The sequence below is a fragment of the Vreelandella venusta genome, from assembly GCF_044809155.1.
Classification (GTDB): Bacteria; Pseudomonadota; Gammaproteobacteria; order Pseudomonadales; family Halomonadaceae; genus Vreelandella; species Vreelandella venusta_B.
In genome coordinates this window covers 780,554-799,689 of the sequence record NZ_CP085241.1, presented here as the reverse complement: position 1 = coordinate 799,689, position 19,136 = coordinate 780,554, and the positions used below count along the sequence as shown (strand labels likewise).

The window sequence follows — 19,136 nt, the reverse complement described above, 5'->3', positions numbered from 1 at the left end:
TTAACGCTCCCTCTTTTTTATCTTGCTGCCTGCTCATGCGCTGGCAACAAGTCGCTCGATGGCACGTTCAAGGCGCGCCATGCCTTCGGCGATATCTTCCTCGGGAATCACCAGCGAGGGCGCCATGCGCAGCACGTTGGGGCCAGCAATCAGCGCCATTACGCCCTCTTCAATGGCCAGCGGCAGAATATCCTTGGCGCGGCCTTCGAAAGCATCTGACATCTGCGCGCCCATCAACATGCCCATGCCACGGATCTCTTTGAAGACGCCGTACTTGCGGTTGATGGTTTCCAGGTGCTCGCGGAACAAGTCGTGACGATGCTTCACACCCTGTAGCACCTCAGGCGTATCGATGAACTCAACCGCCGCCAGCGCTACCGCGGATGCCAGCGCATTGCCGCCATAGGTAGAACCGTGGGTGCCGATGGCCAGGGATTTGGCAATAGCATCGGTGGTTAGCGTGGCACCAATCGGGAAGCCGCCGCCCAGGGATTTAGCGCTGGTGAGAATATCCGGGGTGATGCCGAAGTTTTTATAGGCGTACAGCTCGCCGCTGCGGCCAACGCCGGTTTGCACTTCATCGAAAATCAGCAGCGCGTTGTGCTCGTCACACAGATCGCGCAGGCCCTGCAGGAATTCCTGGGTGGCGGGGACGATGCCGCCCTCGCCCTGCATCGGCTCAACCATAATGGCGCAGGTGTCGTCGCCCACTAGCTTGCGTACGCTCTCCAGGTCGTTGAAATTGGCATGCAGAATGCCGCCCGGCACCGGGCCAAAGCCTTGGGAGTACTTGGGCTGGCCGCCTACGCTCACGGTAAAGAAGGTGCGGCCATGGAACGACTGGTAGAACGAGATGATTTTATCTTTATACTCGCCGTGGTGGTCGACCGCCCAGCGGCGGGCCAGCTTCAGCGCGGCTTCGTTAGCTTCGCCGCCGGAGGAGCATAAAAAGACTTTATCGGCGAAGGTGCGCTCGGTAAGGGTTTTGGCCAGTTTGAGCGCCGGCTCGTTGGTAAACACGTTAGAGAGATGCCAAAGCTTTTCGCCCTGCTCTTTTAACGCATTGACCAGCACCGGATGGCAGTGACCCAGGGAGTTCACCGCGATGCCGCCAGCGAAATCGATGTACTCACGGCCCTCTTGGTCCCATAAGCGGCTGCCCTCGCCTCGCACCGGAATAATCTGCTGCGGCGCGTAGTTGGGCGCCATGTAATGGTCGAAATCTTGACGGTTCGGGGTGTGGCTCATGGGACAGTACCTCCAGTGGAGTAAGCGATGAATTCAGTATACGGGGCGCGGTGGGCGCCCTGCTTTCAGTATTGGGACGGTAAATTATGAAAAGCTGCGCTTAACCCAACCGCTCTTCTCGCGGCGTAATGCCAAAGTGGTTGCGGTAAGCGGTGGAAAAGTGCGCGCCAGAGGAGAACCCGGTCATCAGTGCAATATCCCCCACCGGCCGGTCGCTCTCTCTTAGCTGCTTGCGGGCATCCTGCAGGCGCAAATCCAGGTAGTAGCGGCTGGGCACCGCCTGAAGATATTTCTTGAACAAGCGCTCTAGCTGACGGCGTGAAATACCTAGATGTTCGGCGAGTTCAAGCGTCGAGAGCGGCTCTTCGATATTGCTTTCCATTAGCGTGACCGCATCCACCAAGCTTTGGGGCGCGTGGCCCAAGCGGTTGCGCAGCGGCACGTGCTGACGCTCGTCGGCTAGGCGAATACGGTCACAGACAAACTGCTCGGAGACCTGCTCAGCCAAACGCGGGCCGTGATGCTTGCCAATCAGCGTGAGCATCATATCCATCGCGGCAGTGCCGCCCGCACAGGTTAGGCGGTCGCGATCGATCTCGAAGAGCTGCTGAGAGAGCGTGACTTGGGGGTAGGCTTGGGCAAAGGCGTCAAAACGTTGCCAAGGCAAGGTGGCGCGGTAGCCCTCCAGTAAGCCGCAGCGGGCGAGCACCTCAGTGCCCCCAGCCAAGCCGCCAAAGGCCACACCTCGCCCCTGATGGCTACGCAGCCACTCATTAAGCTTCGCGGGCAGTGCGTAGGGCAGCGGCGTGGGCGCGCATACCAGCAGTAGATCCAGCGGGCCAAGGGGCGCCCCCAGCGCGTGCTGCGCGATGAGTGGAAGCTGCGCACCGCTGCGCACCGGCTCGTCATCCAGGCTGAGAGTCACCGTTTGGTACAGCATTTGGCCACTTAGCTGGTTGGCCATTTGCAGCGGCTCCATAGCGCTCGCGTGCGCCAATAGCGAAAACCCTGGCAGCAGCACAAAGGCCACCCGCCTGCGGTGGCTTGGAGGTGGCGTTAACGTACTGGAATGCATGTGAATTCGCTGTGCTGCCTGTTGCGCTGCATGAAAACCGTCCGCTGGCTAACTGGGTCGACTGTAATGGTTACATCTTACCCAATTGTGCCCTTTAAGGCAGCGCTACGGTGTTTTAAACAAAAACAGGGCGCATAAATGCAAATTGCCGGGCAAAAGCCCGGCAAGCGATTTTGTACAGCAAAAGAGAGATCGTTCGTTAGCCGCCGCTATTCCCTGCACCAAGAATCAGAAACCCGGCAACCACTACCCCTAGCACGATAATAATTAAGGGCAGGAGCTTATGAAGGCCTTTAGGCGGCTTCTTGGCCTCCGGCTGGCGCTGAGGTTCGGCACTCTCAAAGTCTTCAGGTATACGCTGATTTATGACGTGCTCTTTCTCCTCTTCTTGGGTCTTGCTTTCCCTAGTATCCATAAACGCCTCCTGTTACTGCGGCAGAAAAGGTGAGTACGAGTTCTTGTTGCTAGCGCTACTGTCTCACCACTTATAAGCTAATGACATCGAACGCAACGTCTGGGTTCACATCCGCATCATAGTCCACGTCATTACGCTCAAAGCCAAATAGCTTTAAAAACTCGTGCTTGTAACCAGCATAGTCGGTAATTTCAAACAGGTTCTCTGTTGTGACGGTTGGCCACAGGTCTTGGCAGGCTTGCTGGACATCGTCACGCAACTCCCAATCGTCCAGGCGTAGGCGGCCTTGGTCGTCGGTCGCCATCTCGCCGGGCTGGCCAGAGTAGAGACACTCGCCGAACAGGCGGTTCAACTGATCAATCGTGCCTTCGTGCAAGCCCTGCTCTTTCATGATGCGGTAAACCATGGCGATATAAAGCGGCATCACCGGAATCGCCGCGCTGGCCTGGGTCACTACGGATTTCAGCACCGCTACGTTGGCACCACCACCGCTCGCTTTCAGCTTGGCATCGATGGCTGCCGCCGCGCGATCCAAGTCCTCTTTGGCTTTACCCAGCGCGCCGTGCCAGTAAATCGGCCAGGTAATCTCGGTGCCGATGTAGCTAAACGCCACGCTGCGTGCGCCTTTCGCCAGCACGCCCGCGTCAGCCAGCGCACTCATCCAAAGCTCCCAATCTTCGCCGCCCATCACAGTGATGGTGTCGTCGATCTCTTGCTGAGTCGCCGGTTCCACTTCGGCTTCGATGATGGCGTCTTTGTTGGTATCAATGGCCGTGGCGCGGTAGGTCTCACCAATCGGCTTTAGGCTAGAGCGTTTGACTTCACCGGTATCGGGCAGCTTACGCACGGGGGATGCCAGTGAGTAAACCACGAGATCAATCTCACCCATGTCCTGCTTAATCAGCTCAATGGCTTTTTCCCGCGCTTCATGGGAGAACGCATCGCCATTGATGGACTTACTGTACAGGCCTTCTTGCTTGGCAAATTTGTCGAAGGCAGCGCTGTTATACCAACCTGCCGTGCCGGTTTTTGTCTCACTGCTGGGCTTTTCAAAGAAGACGCCCAAGGTGTCGGCACCGTAACCAAAGGCAGCGGTAATGCGGGCCGCTAAACCGTAGCCGCTAGATGCGCCAATCACTAAGACCTTCTTGGGGCCCTGGCTTTTGTCCAGCCCGCGAGCACGCGTTGCTTCGATCTGTTCAAGAACGTTTTTTTCGCAGCCTACAGGGTGGGTGGTGGTGCAGATAAAGCCACGCACTTTCGGTTTAATGATCACATTGGACCCCTTTTCAGATGATTATTGCATTCGGCACGGCAGTGCCGAGTTACCAATGGAGGTATTCTAGCGGTCTCGGCGCGCCCTGTCCGCTCTTGAGCTTCTTCGCCATTCGCGGCAGGATAGCGTCCTGCCTACCACTTGCCGACGAGACCTTTGATGAATGCACAGCAGCTAGTCGATGAGCGAGGCGATCTGTGGCTTGCACTCGCCCCCCTCTGGCTTGACCGCGAGCCGAGCGAGCGCGATTACGCCCACATGATTGATGTGATACAGCAACATGATATGTCACTGGAAGAGCTTGAGTGGATGTTCCGCTTAGAAATGGCCCCGGTCATGTCTCGGCATCAGCTATCGGTTGCCAGTGAGTGGCGTAAGTTTGATGACTACAAGCTGATGAAGCAGTTGGTAAATCACAACATGAAGTTGAAAGGGTGGAGACGCAAAAGCTGGGCACTCTTTTCAGGCCTGACGACCATGATGGTTCGACATCGCTGGACCGAGCTAATGCAGCGCCTTATGGTCGCGCGCGGAAACGTATAGCCGATAACGGCATTACTCTTTATCTAGCGCAGCCTCCAAGGCTAACCGTAGCGGCAGGCCATGGTCTTTAGGCCCAAATCGGGCTATCACTTGGCCGTCTCGCCCTACTAAAAATTTTGTGAAGTTCCATTTGACTAGTTTAGTGCCCATCACGCCTGGCGCCTGCTGCTTCAAAAGCACAAATAACGGGTGGGCATCGCGGCCATTAACGTCCACTTTCTCCATTAATGGAAAACTCACGCCATACTCTTGCTCGCCGAAGGCACAAAATGCTTCAGCACTTTCGGGGGCCTGCCTACCAAACTGGTTACAAGGAAACCCCAGCACCGTAAAGCCACGATCGCGATACCGGCTATAAAGCCCCTCCAACTCTTTTAACTGCGGCGTAAAGCCACATTTGCTAGCAACATTGACCACCAGCAATACCTGTCCACGCAGGGCGCGCAAGTTGAACGGCTCGCCTTGGTGGGTATAGCAATCTTGATCATAAATCGTCATCGCAAGGCCCCTACTTGCCTTCGCTAGCATTGTGTCACCATGCCACGACAGATGCGGTTACACCAGCGCTGGTTAACTGATTGGCCCCAAAACAACGCGAAGCGCCAGCGCGATTAACAGCACCCCTGTGGCTCGGTTAACCCAGTGCGCATGACGCTGCAGCCACGGCAATACGCTGGAATGGGAAAGACCCAGCGCCACCAGCACGTACCAGCCGCCATCAATGACCATAGCGGTAACGACAATAATCGTTTTTGCCAGGATGCTCATCTCGGGCGTCACAAATTGGCTCAACAGCGCCACAAAGAAAATAATCAGTTTAGGATTACCGAGCGCTACCAACACTGCCTCTTTGGCTGCCTGACGCGTTGTGGTTTTAACAGCGCTTGGTGATAACGCACCCGCCCTGCCTGCTCTTAGTGCTTTAACCCCCAGCCAAGCCAAATACGCTGCGCCAAGCCAAGTAACCACCTGAAATAGCTGCGGATGGCGAACAATCAGCGCACCTAGCCCCCACACCGTAAGCAGCGCATAAAAACCGACCCCTAACGCATGAAAGATACCCGCGGTCATCCCAGGCAAACGCCCGCCCCCTAGGGTGTGGCGCAATACCAACGCCAGGCTCGGCCCCGGCGACATAGCCCCCATAGCGCAAATCGCAGCCAGCGATAGCCAGAGTGACAGTGGCATGTTATCTCTCCGTACAATCAGTCATTAAGAAAACGTTAGTATACGCTAGCCCAATCAGCCGCTAGTGAATAAATGCAGACACTTAAATAACGCTGTTAGCATGGTACGCTGTTGGGTAAAATTTCTCCTTTTTTGAATCAAGGTGACGCCTGCACACAGGCGATTCATGGCTAATAAAGGACTTCAACATGGGTAGGGCGTTTCAAAACCGTAAGGAATCCATGGCCAAAACGGCCGCTGCGAAAACCAAGGTTTACAGCAAGTACGGACGTGAGATTTACGTTTGTGCCAAAGCGGGCGGTACCGACCCTAACGGCAACCTCGCACTACGCGGTTTGATGGAGCGCGCCAAGAAAGACCAAGTGCCGTCTCACGTGATTGATAAAGCGCTGGATAAAGCCAGCGGCGCAGGCGGCGAAGACTTCTCTCCGGCGCGTTATGAGGGGTTTGGCCCCGGCAACGCCATGGTGATTGTTGACTGCTTAACCGACAACCCTAACCGCACCTTTGGCGATGTGCGCGGCTGCTTTACCAAAACGAAAAGCAAAATTGGTACGCCGGGCAGCGTGAGCCACATGTTCGACCACTGCGCAATTTTCTCCTTTAGCGGCAGCGATGAAGAAGCCGTTTTAGAAGCGCTGATGGAAGCTGATGTGGATGTCACCGACATTGAGCAGGAAGAAGGCCGCATCACGGTGTTTGCGCCGCACACTGATTACGCCAAAGCGAAGCAAGCGTTGTTAGATGCCTTTGGTGAGATCGACTTTGAGGTCGACGAAATTCAGTTCCTGCCGCAAACCACCACGCCGATTGAAGGCGATGATGTGGCGATGTTTGAAAAGTTTCTGGGCATGCTGGAAGAGCTCGACGATGTGCAGAACGTCTTCCACAGCGCGGAGTTCCCCGAAGAGAGCGCCTAAACGGCTAGTCGCTTAGCGCATCCTTCGGCACAAAAATCCACCCTTCCGCCGCTGGCATCTCTGCTGGCGGCCAGGCGATATGCTCAGGCGCATGCTCAAGGCTCCAGGCCAGCAGCGCACAAAAGCAGGCGTCCTGGCTATCCTGCTGTTTCGACGTTGGCTGTTGCAGCATGGAGACGTACGCCTCAGGCAGGCGCACTTTCCCTTGCAGCGTAGCAATCGCCGCCGAGCGTTTGGCGGGCGACGGGTAGCCCTCGACGGCTAACAGTTCTCCCTGCGCACTCGCCCACTGGCCGCAGCGTACGCTATGAGGCGCAAAGCGCGCCAAAAGGTGCATGCCTTTGGTGGCTTGGCTGCCAATCATGTCTTTGATCGGAGAGAGAGGCGTGACGCCTCGGGCAAATAGCCAGCGCTCCGTTTGACGATAGAGGTAAGGGTTCTCTTGCGAGCGACCCAGGGCATCGACGGGTTCACCACGAGCAAGCGCCAACAGCGCTTGGGGGAGCGCTAACGGCGTATCGATTGCCATCACTACCCGTTCGTAGCCACTGGCCGTGTAGTCGCAAAGCGCCAGCAGGCGATTCAACAGATTGCGGCTGGAGCTTGCCTCATTCAGCGTCAGGCGCAGGTTGCCGCGCCACGGCGCGCCCACCATAGTCAGCGATTCATCCAACACCACCAGCGCATCGCGGCTGGTAGGGTTGCTATCACAATTCCAGCCGCCTACATCCCAGCCGACATAAAGCGTTGGTCCTAACGTCATCGGTTGGCTTCGCTCTGTGAATCTAATACCGCATCAGGGGGCAGTAGCGCTGGCTTAATGCCCATATCGCTCAGTACCTGTTTACCTCGCACGGTAAGGTCGGTAATGAATAAAAACTGTTGCCGTGGGTCTACCGGGTAGGCGCGAATGCGATAGTGAGTGCCCCACGGTTTCTCTTCTGCTACGACAATAATGGGTCGGTCAAACTTGAGATAGGCGCTGGTAAGTGCCACATCACGTAGCGTTTTGCGTACGCGCTCCGCCTCATGCTCTGGATGTAAGTAAAAGTGCGTAACGCACTGCAAGCTGGTGCCGCCGTTATTCGCATTGTGAATCGCTGAGTCCCACAGCTTGAGGTGGGGCACCGCGACCATATCATCATCAGGCGTTTGGATATCCACGGTGCGCATTCCAACGTGCTTTACCTCGCCATACGTCCCCTCAATACTTACCCAGTCCCCCGGCCGATAAGGCAGTTCCACTGCTGAGACCACCCCAGCGATCAGGCTACTCACGTAGTCTTTTAGGGCAAAACCGATCGCCAAACCAAGCGCCCCCAACAGCGTCACCATATTGCGCATTGATGGCTCGATAACAACAGGCACGGCAATGACGAGTGCGGTAATTAAAATAAGCAGCCGTGTGAGCGGCACAAGCGCAAACACGCGAAACCGCAGCTGACCATGCAGCCGATTAGCTAGCCAGTTCAGGCCATGCTGGCTCGCAATAATCAACAGCACCATACTGGCCAGCGTGACGCCGAGAATGATGAGCGCTTGGCTATCGATATCGTTAAACAGTCTGGTGTACTGCTCGTTATCGTCCATTTGCCCTCCTAAAGCGCATCCACTAGGTAGTTGCGGGATTCCAACAGCTGTCGCACGCTGGCGTAGCTTAATGGCGCCACTTGCCAGCGCCCTTGATGACACACGAGCAGCCCCTTACGCGCCAGCGATAGCCGCGCATTCAACACTTCATGATGGGAAAAAGGGAGTACATCCCCCAGCGCCTGATCTTCCAGCCCGCCATGAATCAAGAGCGCGTGCAGCAGCAGCGTCGCTAGATCTCCAGTCTCCGCCGGCAGCTCCGCTTCCGCCAAGGCGTCCATTAGCCACAGCTCTTCAGACGGCGCAACATTTGGCGACTGGTTTTGAGACTGCATTGAATCGCTGCTTTCAGCAGGCTCACGCAGCCGCTCCCGCCAGTAGTGCCACGCGATGCCTAAATGACCACGGCAGTGGGCCGCTAGGCGCTGCAGCTCTTTATGCACCGTTTTACGCCCGTTTTCGGCGTTATCGTCAGCGTCATTTTCAAGAATAGGGTTACCGGTACGCGTGCTGTACACCGTGGGGTAGCCACCGCCATCCGCCAAGTGCGCAAAGTAATAAGCGAGCTGTTGGCCCTCTACTGCCTGAAGCGTTAAAGCAGGCGCGCCATCCAGGCCTATCGCCTGCTGCAAATAGGCGTATGTCCAACTGTCACAGCCAATGACCCCACGTCCCATGCGCCCGCTTAACGCACGCTCCAGTAGCGCACGCACCCCTTGCAAGCCTTGGGTATGGCGCAAAAAACAGCGCTCCAAGGCCGGCAGCGCCCAGCGGTGCTGGTTTTCACAACGCGCTAACCATTCAAGGGTGCCTTCTGAAAGCTCCTGGTAGGTAGGGGACGCCAAGCAGCTCACCCCCTGCTGCTCAGCCCAATCCTTCACAACGGCGCTATGCCCGCCATACGGTGGAGTAATAAAAAACACCACCGGCTCTTCGTTAAGGCCCTGCTGGAGAAGCACCTGCGCCAATGCCCTCGCCCCAGGCGTCCAGTCTACGTCGGGCACGAGATGAGCCAGCCTTACTTCTGGCAGGGCGCGCAGTTCGCTCTCTTGTTTCGCTTTATGCTCGGCGGCCTCTCGGCCCACTAGCCAACGGGTTGCCGCTAGCCAGCTGCGCCGCCACTGGCTAGCCTGGGTGTGCTCGGGCGTCACAAACCCCGTTAGCTCAACCACCTCCCATAATACGGGAGCCTCTTTGCTGGAGCGCTGCACCATAAGGCTACCTTCGGCTAAATAAGAAAATAAAGATTAGCACGCCAACCGGTGTACGGCCGCGTAATAAGAACGTGATGCCTAAAATGAAGTGGCTAGAAATATCTACTAAGCTGGTAACTACTTAATGTGAATATGATGCGCAGGAGACATAGATGAGCGTAGTAAACGTGACCACGGAAGAGTTACACGAGAAGCTTTCAAAGTGCATTGCTGGCGAGCGGGTATTAATCGACCACGACGGTAACCGGCTAAGCGCGCGCATTCAGCATGTGGGGTTCACCGGCGTCAAAGTCATCCCTGAAACGGATATCAAAAATAGCACTCGCGAACCCGGCGATGTCGAGGGTACCACGGTTCCTTATGAAGACATCTGGGAGTTGGAGGTAAAAGGAGTGGTATACAGCCGGCTACACGAACAGGCCTAGTGGGCTTAAACGCTTCTTAACAGTAACTGCAGATAACCAACAAAGGACAGAGTGCGTATAGACCATAGAGAATACCGGGCTAGCGGCTCTGCGCCATCGCCACACGCTCAAGGACCAGGGTTTCGCGGTGAATGGAGAGGCCCATGGAGGATGGTCGGCGTGCAATAACGCTGCGATTGTGACGTAGCGCTTCTTCAACGGATACCCACTTCGCCGCCATGCCATTGGCCGTTTCGTAATCTTCCATTTTCGCTTCCCCCAGCGCAGTGCCAATTTGGCAGGTAAACCAGTGGGACGTTTGAAACATCACGTCCCACTGCTTTTTCCAAGTAGGGGTGTATTCCGTTACGTAGCCAAAATGTGAGGTGACGTTAATCTCCTTGGCGCCGGTCTCTTCAGACAGCTCACGGCGCAGGCCCACTTCAGGGCTTTCGCCTGCGTCAATACCGCCGCCTGGAAAGCTAAAGTCGTCGTAGCGTTCGGTATAAAGCAGCAAAATCTGACCATCACGCATGACGATCGCGCGGGCGGCTTCGCGTGTTAATACGCGCATTTGCTCTAACACAAGCGGCGCGGGCAGTGCCTCATGAACAAGATGGGCAATGTGCTGCATGAACTTTCCTGGCAAATAAAAGCGGCCATTCTACGCAAATGGCCGCTTTAGTTCACGCGCTCGATTACTGGCGTTAAGCGCTAATTCAAGTGCCTAAAACGTGAGGCAGATTTTGCCAAAGTGCTTGCCAGATTCTTGGTGGCGGAAAGCGTCAGCAATGTCATGGAGCGCAAACTCACGGTCAATAATCGGCCGCAGGTTGGATGCTTCGATGGCGCGAATCATCTCGACTTGATGACGGCGACTGCCCACGATTAGCCCCTGCAGCTTAGCTTGTTTAGCCATCAGCTTGGCAGTAGGAATCTCGCCTTCACGACCGGTGAGCACACCAATCAGCGAAATATGCCCACCAATTTTTATCGCATCAATGGACTGCGGCAGCGTGCCAGGGCCGCCTACTTCAACCACATGATCCACGCCTTCACCGTTGGTGAGCGCTTTCACCGCCTTACCCCAGTCCGGCGTCTCTTTATAGTTGATCGTGTGCTCGGCACCCAACTCACGCAGCCGCTCAAGCTTTTCATTAGACGAGGACGTTGCAATCACCCGAGCCCCCATCATCTTGGCAAACTGCAGCGCAAAGATGGAGACACCGCCAGTGCCTAATACCAACACCGTATCACCTGCTTTTATACCGCCATCTACGACCAGCGCACGCCATGCGGTTAGCCCTGCGGTGGTGAGCGTTGCAGACTCCGCATGGCTGTAGCCTTCTGGTTGATGGGTAAAGGACGTCGCGGGCGCCACTACCTGCTCACGGGCGTAGCCGTCAACGCCATCCCCTGGTGTGGTCGTGAAATCGCCGACTCGCGCAGGGCCTTCCAGCCAGTCGGGAAAGAAAGTAGACACCACCGCATCGCCAACGGCGAACTCGCTCACACCTGCACCGATAGCTTCCACGATGCCTGCCCCATCCGACATAGGGATGCGGCCATCGTCGGTGGGAATCATGCCCGCGACCACCGCGTAATCGTGGAAGTTCAGCGAACTCGCATGCAGGCGTACTTTAATTTCGCCGGGGCCAGGTTCGCCTGGTGCGGCGAGATCAACCACGTTTAATTTATCTAAACCGCCGGGGTGTTGAAGCTGAATGGCTTGCATTGCTTTGCCTCCTGTAAAACGCGCTCGGTTACGTCGAGCTGTAAACGACCAGTCTACTATTAAGTGAGGGTAGTGCAATCACGTTCAAGCCCCTTTAAAACAGACTAGTCTAGGTCGTGCCCTAAAAAACCACCGGACTGGCGCTGCCAGAGGCTCGCATAAATGCCATTTTGCGCGAGTAGCTCCTGGTGGGTGCCGCTCTCCACCATGCGCCCTTCATCCACCACAATCAAACGGTCCAGCATGGCAATCGTCGAAAGCCGGTGGGCAATCGCAATCACCGTTTTGCCTTCCATCAACGCATCCAGCTGCTCTTGAATGGCGGCTTCCACTTCGGAATCCAGCGCGGACGTGGCTTCATCCAGCACCAAAATGGGCGCGTTTTTAAGCAGCACCCGGGCAATTGCAATGCGTTGACGTTGCCCACCGGAGAGCTTGACGCCGCGCTCACCCACATGGGCATCCAGTCCGCGACGGCCTTTGGGGTCGACTAAATCATTGATGAACGTATCCGCGTGGGCACGGCGTACCGCCTGCCATACGTCATCATCGCTGGCATGGGGGCTGCCGTAGCGGATGTTATCCCGCAGCGAGCGGTGCAGTAGCGAGGTATCTTGAGTGACCATGCCAATTTGGTGGCGTAGCGAGGTTTGGGTGACATCGGCAATATTCTGCCCGTCGATTAAAATTCGCCCGCCCTGCAGGTCGTAAAAGCGCAGCAGCAGATTTGCCAGAGTGGACTTGCCTGCCCCTGAACGGCCAATCAGGCCGATTTTCTCGCCGGGCTTGATGGTTAAGCTCAGCCCGTCAAAGACGTTTTTGCTCTCCCCTTTCGCCTGGGCATACTGAAAGCGCAGCGCATCAAACACAATCTCGCCGCTGGGCACGGCAAGCGCTTTGGCACCATGGGCATCTTTGATAGTTGGCTCTTGGGCGATGGTGTTCATGCCATCCTGCACCGTGCCAATATTTTCAAACAGCCCGGCGACTTCCCATAAAATCCAGTCGGACATAAAGCGAATGCGCATTACCAGCGCAATGGCGATGGCCAGCACACCTAGCGAAATGGCGTCCAGGTACCAGGCGCTGATTGCCATGCCAGCGGTGCCCACTAGCAGCAGCGTATTCAGCAGCGTTAAACAGACGCTCATCACCGTCACCAAACGCATCTGACGGTGCACGGTGACCATAAAGCCCTCCATGGCGTCTTTCGCGTAGCGTTGTTCGCGCTCGGTATCGGCAAAGAGTTTGATGGTTTGGATATTGCTATAGCTATCCACTACGCGACCTGTCATCTGGGCACGGGCATCGGCTTGGGCCATGGAAACATCCCGCAGGCGCGGGACGAAAAAACGCATAATGCCTAAATAGCCCATAAGCCATAGGCCAAGGGGCAGCAGCAGCCACGGGTCGGCACGGCCCAATAAAATCGCTGCGCCGGTAAAATAGACAACGGCATAGACCATCAGGTCCATTACTTTGGTGACGGTTTCCCGGATCGCCAGCGCCGTTTGCATGACTTTTTGCGACACCCGCCCGGCAAACTCATCCTGATAAAACGCAAGGCTTTGGCTGAGCATGTGACGGTGGGAAAGCCAGCGACCAATCATGGGGTAGTTGCCAAAAATCGTCTGGTGGGTGACCAGCGACTGCATTAACACCAGCAGCGGCAAGCCCACTATCACCAATAAGCCGACTCCCGACAGCCAAAGGCCGTGGCTTTGCCAAAAGCTTTCCCGCTCCACGTTGCCCAACCAGTCGACCAACTCCCCCATATAGCTGAAGAAAACCACCTCTGCAGCAGAAACCAGCGCCGTCAACAACGATACCGCCAGCAGCCAAGGCCATACCGGGCGTGAGAAGTGCCAAATAAACGGCAATAACCCTTTCGGCGGTGTGGTGACCTCATCTTCCGGGTAGGGGTTTACTCGCCCCTCAAAGTAACGGAACAATGGCGTAAGCATACGAGACAGCATGAGAGGTCCTTGCGTGAGGTGCGATGACTCGCATGCTGCCACCGGTGGCAGCACGCGTAATTCGCCTATGCGCGGTATTGATGGGGAGGCTTAATAAGGCTGGGGCGGTTCGTCATCATCGCCATCGTCACGCATGCGCGCCTGGCGTTCAGCCTCTTCCTCTTTAGCGTCGTCGATCACTTCCATCAGCTCATCGACGTTGGCAATGTGAGTATCAGCATCGAAGTGGCCGGTGAGCTTACTATCCGGGTGCAGCTCACCGGTTTCATATAGCGCCCACATCTCTCGGCCATATTCGGTCGTGAGCAGCTCGGGTGCATACTGGCCGAAGTAATTGCGCATGTTATCCACATCGCGATACAGCATAGCGGCGGCGCTGTTGTTGCCTGCGGCGTCGACGGCCTGGGGCAGATCAATAATCACCGGGCCAGAGGCATCGACCAGCACGTTGAATTCTGACAAGTCGCCGTGGATCAAACCCGCGCACAGCATCTTAACCACGTCTTGAATCACTTTGGCGTAGTAAGTTTCGGCCTGCTCAGGTGTAAGTGTCACTTCATCTAAGCGCGGCGCGACGTTACCTTCGGCGTCGCTGATCATCTCCATCAGCAGTACGCCGTCCACAAAGCCATGAGGCTCGGGGACGCGAACGCCTGCGGAGGCAAGCCGATAGAGCGCGTCCACTTCGGCATTTAGCCACGCCTGCTCCTGCTCTTTTTGGCCATAGCGGGTTTTTTTAGCCATGGCCCGGGCACGGCGGCTGTTACGCTCTTTACGCCCCTCTTGATACTGCACCGCTTGTTTAAAGCTGCGCTGTTTGGCCTCTTTGAACACTTTGGCACAGCGGATATCCTCGCCACAGCGCACCACGTAAACCTGTGCTTCTTTACCACTCATTAACTGAACCAACACCTCATCGATCATGCCATCATCGACCAAGGGTTGTAATCGCTTAGGGATTTTCATGGTTAGCTGCGTCGGCTCCTCTTTGGTACGCGTTCAATAACGGATACGGCGAACACGGAAAGCACGCCCTTTTAATTTGTCACGTTCAAGCTTCGCTTGGGCTTTTTGAACAACGCTATGCTCTACCGCAACATAGGCGCTGCGAGCCAGCACTTTAATTTTACCGACCTGATCACCACGCAGCCCGCCTTCACTGGTCAGCGCTCCCAGGATATCCCCCGGGCGCAGCTTGTCTTTTTTACCGCCTGCAAGTTGCAGCGTGGCCATGGGTGGCTCAAACGGCACAGCATTCGACGGTTTAGGCAGTGGTTCTGTGGCAATCGGCTGCTCTAGCAAGCCTTCCAGCCGCTCTAGCCGATAATGCTCTTTAGGGGTTACCAAGGTACAGGCAACGCCGCTAGCGCCCGCGCGCCCGGTGCGCCCTACCCGGTGCACGTGAACATCCAGCTCACGGGCAATTTGATAGTTGAACACAGCGTCTAGCTGGGCAATGTCCAAACCGCGAGCAGCAACATCGGTGGCCACCAGAATCGATGCGCTCTGGTTGGCAAACAGAATCAAACGGCGGTCACGATCTTTTTGCTCTAGATCGCCGTTAAGCGCCACGGCGCTAAATCCCGCATCGGTGAGCTGCTCTGCCACCGCCTGGGTTTCCCGCTTGGTGTTGCAAAACACCACGCTGGTCGCCGGCCGATAGACCAGCAGCAGCTGCTGAAGCGCGGCAAAACGCGCCTCTTCGTTAGCGACGTCGTAAAAGTGCTGATCAATGGTAGTGGCATCGTGAAGCTCGGCCACTTTGACAGTGACCGGATCGCGCATTACGCCGCGGGTCATGGTGGCAAGGCCGCCCGATGACTGCTCATCTGGGAAGGTCGCGCTAAACAGCAGCGTTTGGCGGTCTGCGGGCGTGTCGGCAATGATATCGTCTATGGTCGCCTGGAAGCCCATATCCAGCATACGGTCAGCTTCATCCAGCACCAAAGTGGTTAGAGAGCCAAGCGTTAGCGAGCCTTTGCGTAGATGCTCGTCGATGCGCCCGGGGGTGCCCACCACGATATGCGCGCCGTGCTCAAGCGAAGCCAGCTGCGGCCCAAATGGCGCCCCCCCGCAAAGGGTAAGCACCTTAACGTTGGGCAACCCTCTCGCCAATCGGCGCAGTTCTTCAGCCACTTGGTCGGCTAGCTCCCGGGTGGGGCACAGCACCAAGCCTTGAACGGCAAATGCTTCTACACGAAGCGTGGCCAGCAGCGCCAGGCCAAACGCGGCAGTCTTCCCAGAGCCGGTTTTGGCTTGGGCCAGTACGTCGCGCCCTGCCAGCATCGGCGGCAGGCTTTGGGCCTGAACCGGCGTCATTTCATGGTAGCCAAGGGAGTCTAGATTCGATAACAGCGCAGATGAGAGCGCAAGCGATGCAAAAGAGGTGTCGGACACAAAAAATTCCTGAAGGGGCTATTCAGCCCAGCAAACCGATAATGTAAAGCACCATACCAGAAAGCGCTTTCCACTGCCTTGCTGTATGGGGTGAGGGTAAGAGCAATCGCTACCGCCAACGCTCAGATCGCCAGCACCGCAAAACGCCCATGGCTCAGTGACGCCAAGTCGCTGGGAGAAAGCTCAATCTCTAGCCCCCGCCGTCCAGCGCTAACGTAGAGCGTGGAAAACTGTTGCGCTGAAGCGTCAATATAGGTCGGCAGGCGCTTTTTCTGCCCCAAGGGGCTAACACCGCCCAGCACATAGCCAGTGGTGCGTTCAACCTCTGCGGGATCAGCCATGGCTGCCTTCTTCGCCCCGGCGGCTTTCGCAATCTGCTTAAGCCCTAGCTGACCCTTCACCGGCACAATGCCTACCGCCAGCTGTTTACCATCCAACTTCACCACAAGCGTTTTAAAGACCTGCTCAACTGCGACACCCAGCTTTTCAGCCGCTTCTAGCCCATACGACGCGGCAGCGGCGTCGTGCGGGTACTCATGAAGGTGGAACACAATACCTGCGTGCTTTGCGCTATTAATCGCCGGAGTCATGAAGTTCTCGTCAGTTAACGTTACTGGCTATGGTGGAAAGGCCCGCCTGCGAAAAAAGATATGATAAAACATAAACGACCGCGCCCGCATGTTAAGCGGGCGCGGTCGTTGCGTACGTAGCAGCTAGATCATTACGGACAACGTTCTTAAGGGCACGGTTCTTAAGGACAGGGTACTACGCGGCGTAGCGTGTCTTTGGCCCATAGCGTTTGGCCATCCGGCGTGCGGCCATGCTCGTTCCAACGCTCGGTGGTTTCGAGGCAGAAAGAGCCGGCATCATCGGTACGCGGATTAGCACTGATAGGGCGTTCGCCACCAATACGCATCACATCCGGATTTTCAGTGGTGTAGCGCGGGGCAACGGTAGAACTTGCGCAGCCAGCAACCAAAGCGGTTACCAGCAGCACGGGCAAACAGCGGCGCAGAGGCATGTTTTGAAACCCTCAACATAGCGATAGTGGGCCGACACAATTTGTCGGTAGCGCTGAATATCACTGCCTCTGAGCCTACGTCAATATTTATTCGAACAAGCACATTATGTCACTAGCGTAATACTGGTCACCGGGCGTAAATTGCGCAGCCTGCAGTGCTGCTCAACGCTTTCAACAATCTCTTCGGCATCGTCGATTTGCTGCTTATCCAGCTGAATATCGACCATTAAGAAACTGCCTACCTGGGCTAAACGCACATCATCATCGGCGATATCGAAGTCGGCTACTTGTTGCACCATCTCTTGGCGTACGCTGCCCACCGGCTCACCAAACATTAGCTCGCGCAGCGCACCGCGCACCATGCGGATAGGCATCGGTAAAAAGTAGCCTGCAATGATCAACACCATGACGGGGTCGGCAAAGCGCGCATAGCCTGCCCACGGGGTTAATGTTAGCCCCCAGGTAAGCGCAAACCCAAGCATCACTGCAGCACTTAGCCAGGTGTCCATTTGCCACTGACGCAGCTCAGCGGCTAATAACGACGAACGGGCAATGCGCGCGTAGCGGTTTAACCACCACCACGTAAGCAAACAGCCGGTCACGTTCACCACTCCAAACATCAGCGCCAAATCCAGGGTAACCAATCGCCCACCTTGGGCAAGGCTCCATAGGGCCGACACCAGCGAAAACACGCACACCAGCGCAATCACCACGCCTTTGAGCAGCACGGCTAATGGCTCTACTGTTAGCCGCCCAAAGGGGTAGTGATCATCCGCGGGTTTACGTGCCTGCTGTAGCGCAAACAGCGAAAGCGACGCCAGCACTAAACTTAATAGCGAATAGCCGCTATCAAATAAAATTGTGATCGATCCGCTAGCAAGGCCAAGTGCCAGCCCTGTAAAAGCAAACAGACTGGCCGATATGGCGGAAAATCTGAGCGCACGGCGCTCGGCGACAAAGGGGGACACGCTTTTACTCCTGATGGTTAAGGTAAACTTGCGCCATCATAATCATTACACTACTCGCTATCTAATCGCTCAGTGCTAAAAATACTGGCGCTCAACGGGAGCTTTCGTAATGCGTGCAGAACAGGTCGAAGCCTTTATAGAAGTGACGGAGCACGGCTCTTTTGCAGCGGCAGCAAGGCACACGGGCATAAAGCGCAGCACGCTCAGCGCCGCCGTAAATGCGCTGGAAGATAGCCTGGGGGTCGTGCTGTTTGAGCGCACGGGCAACAGCCTACAGCTCTCGGCGGTGGGCGAAAGCGTACTGCCCGACTGTTACCGACTGCTAACCAGCGCCAGCCGGATCAAAAAGCACTGCCAGCAGCACATGCAGGGGGTGGAAAGCCAGCTGTGTATCGCCAGGGATGACGCCTTGCCGGAAGCGTTTTGGCGCCAGGTAATGCATGAACTAAAGCAGCGCTATCCGCTTACGGCTATCTCGGTCTATCTATTACCCCCCCAGGAGCACCCACAGTTTGTGCTGCGGCAAACGGTGGATATTGCTTTTGGCCTGTATACCGCTGAAGGCGCCGCCATTAATGCCGCCAATCTGGCGCCGGTGAGTATGTGTTTAGTGGCCGCACCCACTCACCCGTTAAGCCGTCTATTAAGCGTTAACCGCGATGACCTCGCCCAATATACCCAGGTATGCCTAACTTACGACCAGGGGGATAAGCTGGTCAGCGAAGCCTTGTTTTCCACCAACTACCTGGGGCTCACCATGTTTGAGGTAATACGCGATGCAGCCATTAACGGTACGGGCTGGGCGCTACTGCCCTACCCCCTGGTGAAAGAAGCGCTCGAAGAGCAGCGGCTTTGCGCGCTAAACCACGACCTCGCCCTGGAGAGCCATTACTACCGCTACGTGGAGGGTGAAAACCTGGGCGTGGTGGCCACAGCGCTCCTCAATAGCGTGACGCGCTTTTTAGGTACTACCCGATGATAGAGGTTTCACAACTGCCACGCTGAAGCGTTGAAATTTACCAGTGGCGAAAATCACCAATGCCTTCCACTCTGTGAAAAAGCGCTAAATAAGGAGTATCAGGACACGCTAGAGAACTAACACTTGGGCAGTGTCATCTAAGCGTAAAGTAGCTCTGCCAGTGTCGATGTTGCCGTCAACTAAGGAG

21 protein-coding genes are annotated in these 19,136 nt (G+C 56.2%); 4 read left to right on the top strand and 17 right to left on the bottom strand.

All coding sequences use genetic code 11. The features are described 5' to 3' along the window. Window positions 1-33: 33 nt before the first annotated feature. The 4 genes from LG301_RS03825 to fabV all read right to left on the bottom strand — a co-directional run bounded on the left by LG301_RS03825 (window position 34) and on the right by fabV (window position 4,014). On the bottom strand, window positions 34-1,248 hold the full coding sequence (locus LG301_RS03825) for an aspartate aminotransferase family protein (RefSeq protein WP_404473590.1): 1,215 nt from the start codon (window positions 1,246-1,248) through the stop codon (window positions 34-36). 100 nt (window positions 1,249-1,348) lie between these two features. Beyond that, window positions 1,349-2,323, bottom strand: a complete 975-nt coding sequence (locus LG301_RS03820; protein ID WP_404473588.1) for a GlxA family transcriptional regulator — start codon at window positions 2,321-2,323, stop codon at window positions 1,349-1,351. Between the two features lie 199 nt (window positions 2,324-2,522). Beyond that, entirely contained in the window at window positions 2,523-2,738 is a 216-nt protein-coding gene (locus LG301_RS03815) for a hypothetical protein (RefSeq protein ID WP_404473586.1), read from the bottom strand. Window positions 2,739-2,808: 70 nt separating this feature from the next. Beyond that, window positions 2,809-4,014, bottom strand: a complete 1,206-nt coding sequence (gene fabV, locus LG301_RS03810) for an enoyl-ACP reductase FabV (RefSeq protein ID WP_404473584.1) — start codon at window positions 4,012-4,014, stop codon at window positions 2,809-2,811. Between the two features lie 159 nt (window positions 4,015-4,173). Between fabV and LG301_RS03805 the strand changes: the two genes are divergently transcribed. After that, window positions 4,174-4,557, top strand: coding sequence for a hypothetical protein (locus LG301_RS03805; protein ID WP_404473582.1), 384 nt, complete (start codon window positions 4,174-4,176; stop codon window positions 4,555-4,557). A 12-nt stretch (window positions 4,558-4,569) separates the two neighbouring features. On the opposite strand, the gene LG301_RS03800 is transcribed toward LG301_RS03805, so the two are convergent. Both LG301_RS03800 and LG301_RS03795 read right to left on the bottom strand, forming a co-directional pair. Then, the gene (locus tag LG301_RS03800; RefSeq protein ID WP_404473579.1) at window positions 4,570-5,055 is read right to left on the bottom strand and encodes a glutathione peroxidase; all 486 of its coding nucleotides are present in this window, start codon (window positions 5,053-5,055) and stop codon (window positions 4,570-4,572) included. 72 nt (window positions 5,056-5,127) lie between these two features. Continuing rightward, window positions 5,128-5,745: a LysE family translocator gene (locus tag LG301_RS03795; RefSeq protein WP_404473577.1), complete on the bottom strand. Its 618-nt coding sequence runs from the start codon at window positions 5,743-5,745 to the stop codon at window positions 5,128-5,130. Between the two features lie 188 nt (window positions 5,746-5,933). Here LG301_RS03795 and LG301_RS03790 point away from each other — a divergent pair, with 188 nt between their 5' ends. Then, the gene (locus LG301_RS03790; protein ID WP_404473575.1) at window positions 5,934-6,665 is read left to right on the top strand and encodes a YebC/PmpR family DNA-binding transcriptional regulator; all 732 of its coding nucleotides are present in this window, start codon (window positions 5,934-5,936) and stop codon (window positions 6,663-6,665) included. Between the two features lie 4 nt (window positions 6,666-6,669). Here the strand turns inward: LG301_RS03790 and LG301_RS03785 are convergent, their stop codons facing one another. From LG301_RS03785 to LG301_RS03775, 3 genes are read right to left on the bottom strand one after another with little or no spacing between them, the layout of a single operon-like run. Next, window positions 6,670-7,428 (bottom strand): DUF429 domain-containing protein, encoded by a 759-nt coding sequence (locus LG301_RS03785; protein WP_404473573.1) that lies wholly within the window; start codon window positions 7,426-7,428, stop codon window positions 6,670-6,672. Next, window positions 7,425-8,255 carry a mechanosensitive ion channel family protein gene (locus tag LG301_RS03780; RefSeq protein ID WP_404473571.1) on the bottom strand — a complete coding sequence of 277 codons (831 nt, stop codon included), beginning with the start codon at window positions 8,253-8,255 and terminating at the stop codon, window positions 7,425-7,427. The genes LG301_RS03785 and LG301_RS03780 overlap by 4 nt, the downstream gene beginning before the upstream one ends. An 8-nt stretch (window positions 8,256-8,263) precedes the next feature. Further along, the gene (locus LG301_RS03775; RefSeq protein WP_404473569.1) at window positions 8,264-9,469 is read right to left on the bottom strand and encodes a hypothetical protein; all 1,206 of its coding nucleotides are present in this window, start codon (window positions 9,467-9,469) and stop codon (window positions 8,264-8,266) included. Window positions 9,470-9,621: 152 nt separating this feature from the next. On the opposite strand from LG301_RS03775, the gene LG301_RS03770 reads away from it, so the two are divergent. Continuing rightward, window positions 9,622-9,894 carry a hypothetical protein gene (locus LG301_RS03770; protein WP_404473567.1) on the top strand — a complete coding sequence of 91 codons (273 nt, stop codon included), beginning with the start codon at window positions 9,622-9,624 and terminating at the stop codon, window positions 9,892-9,894. 79 nt (window positions 9,895-9,973) lie between these two features. Here LG301_RS03770 and LG301_RS03765 read toward each other — a convergent pair whose 3' ends face one another. The 8 genes from LG301_RS03765 to LG301_RS03730 form a co-directional block, all read right to left on the bottom strand. Then, window positions 9,974-10,507: an NUDIX domain-containing protein gene (locus LG301_RS03765; RefSeq protein ID WP_404473565.1), complete on the bottom strand. Its 534-nt coding sequence runs from the start codon at window positions 10,505-10,507 to the stop codon at window positions 9,974-9,976. Between the two features lie 93 nt (window positions 10,508-10,600). Next, window positions 10,601-11,608, bottom strand: a complete 1,008-nt coding sequence (locus LG301_RS03760; protein WP_404473563.1) for an NAD(P)-dependent alcohol dehydrogenase — start codon at window positions 11,606-11,608, stop codon at window positions 10,601-10,603. Window positions 11,609-11,712: 104 nt separating this feature from the next. Then, window positions 11,713-13,584, bottom strand: coding sequence for an ABC transporter ATP-binding protein (locus LG301_RS03755; RefSeq protein WP_404473562.1), 1,872 nt, complete (start codon window positions 13,582-13,584; stop codon window positions 11,713-11,715). 90 nt (window positions 13,585-13,674) lie between these two features. After that, window positions 13,675-14,550 carry a PA4780 family RIO1-like protein kinase gene (locus LG301_RS03750; RefSeq protein ID WP_404473560.1) on the bottom strand — a complete coding sequence of 292 codons (876 nt, stop codon included), beginning with the start codon at window positions 14,548-14,550 and terminating at the stop codon, window positions 13,675-13,677. 33 nt (window positions 14,551-14,583) lie between these two features. Continuing rightward, window positions 14,584-15,981 (bottom strand): ATP-dependent RNA helicase DbpA, encoded by a 1,398-nt coding sequence (dbpA, locus tag LG301_RS03745; RefSeq protein ID WP_404473558.1) that lies wholly within the window; start codon window positions 15,979-15,981, stop codon window positions 14,584-14,586. A 122-nt stretch (window positions 15,982-16,103) separates the two neighbouring features. Further along, window positions 16,104-16,571: a Cys-tRNA(Pro) deacylase gene (gene ybaK / locus LG301_RS03740; protein ID WP_404473557.1), complete on the bottom strand. Its 468-nt coding sequence runs from the start codon at window positions 16,569-16,571 to the stop codon at window positions 16,104-16,106. Between the two features lie 161 nt (window positions 16,572-16,732). Next, the gene (locus LG301_RS03735; RefSeq protein WP_058576862.1) at window positions 16,733-17,002 is read right to left on the bottom strand and encodes a hypothetical protein; all 270 of its coding nucleotides are present in this window, start codon (window positions 17,000-17,002) and stop codon (window positions 16,733-16,735) included. A gap of 104 nt (window positions 17,003-17,106) precedes the next feature. After that, entirely contained in the window at window positions 17,107-17,970 is an 864-nt protein-coding gene (locus tag LG301_RS03730; RefSeq protein WP_404473556.1) for a cation diffusion facilitator family transporter, read from the bottom strand. A gap of 109 nt (window positions 17,971-18,079) precedes the next feature. Between LG301_RS03730 and LG301_RS03725 the strand changes: the two genes are divergently transcribed. Further along, window positions 18,080-18,949 (top strand): LysR family transcriptional regulator, encoded by an 870-nt coding sequence (locus tag LG301_RS03725; RefSeq protein ID WP_404473553.1) that lies wholly within the window; start codon window positions 18,080-18,082, stop codon window positions 18,947-18,949. Window positions 18,950-19,136 lie beyond the last annotated feature (187 nt).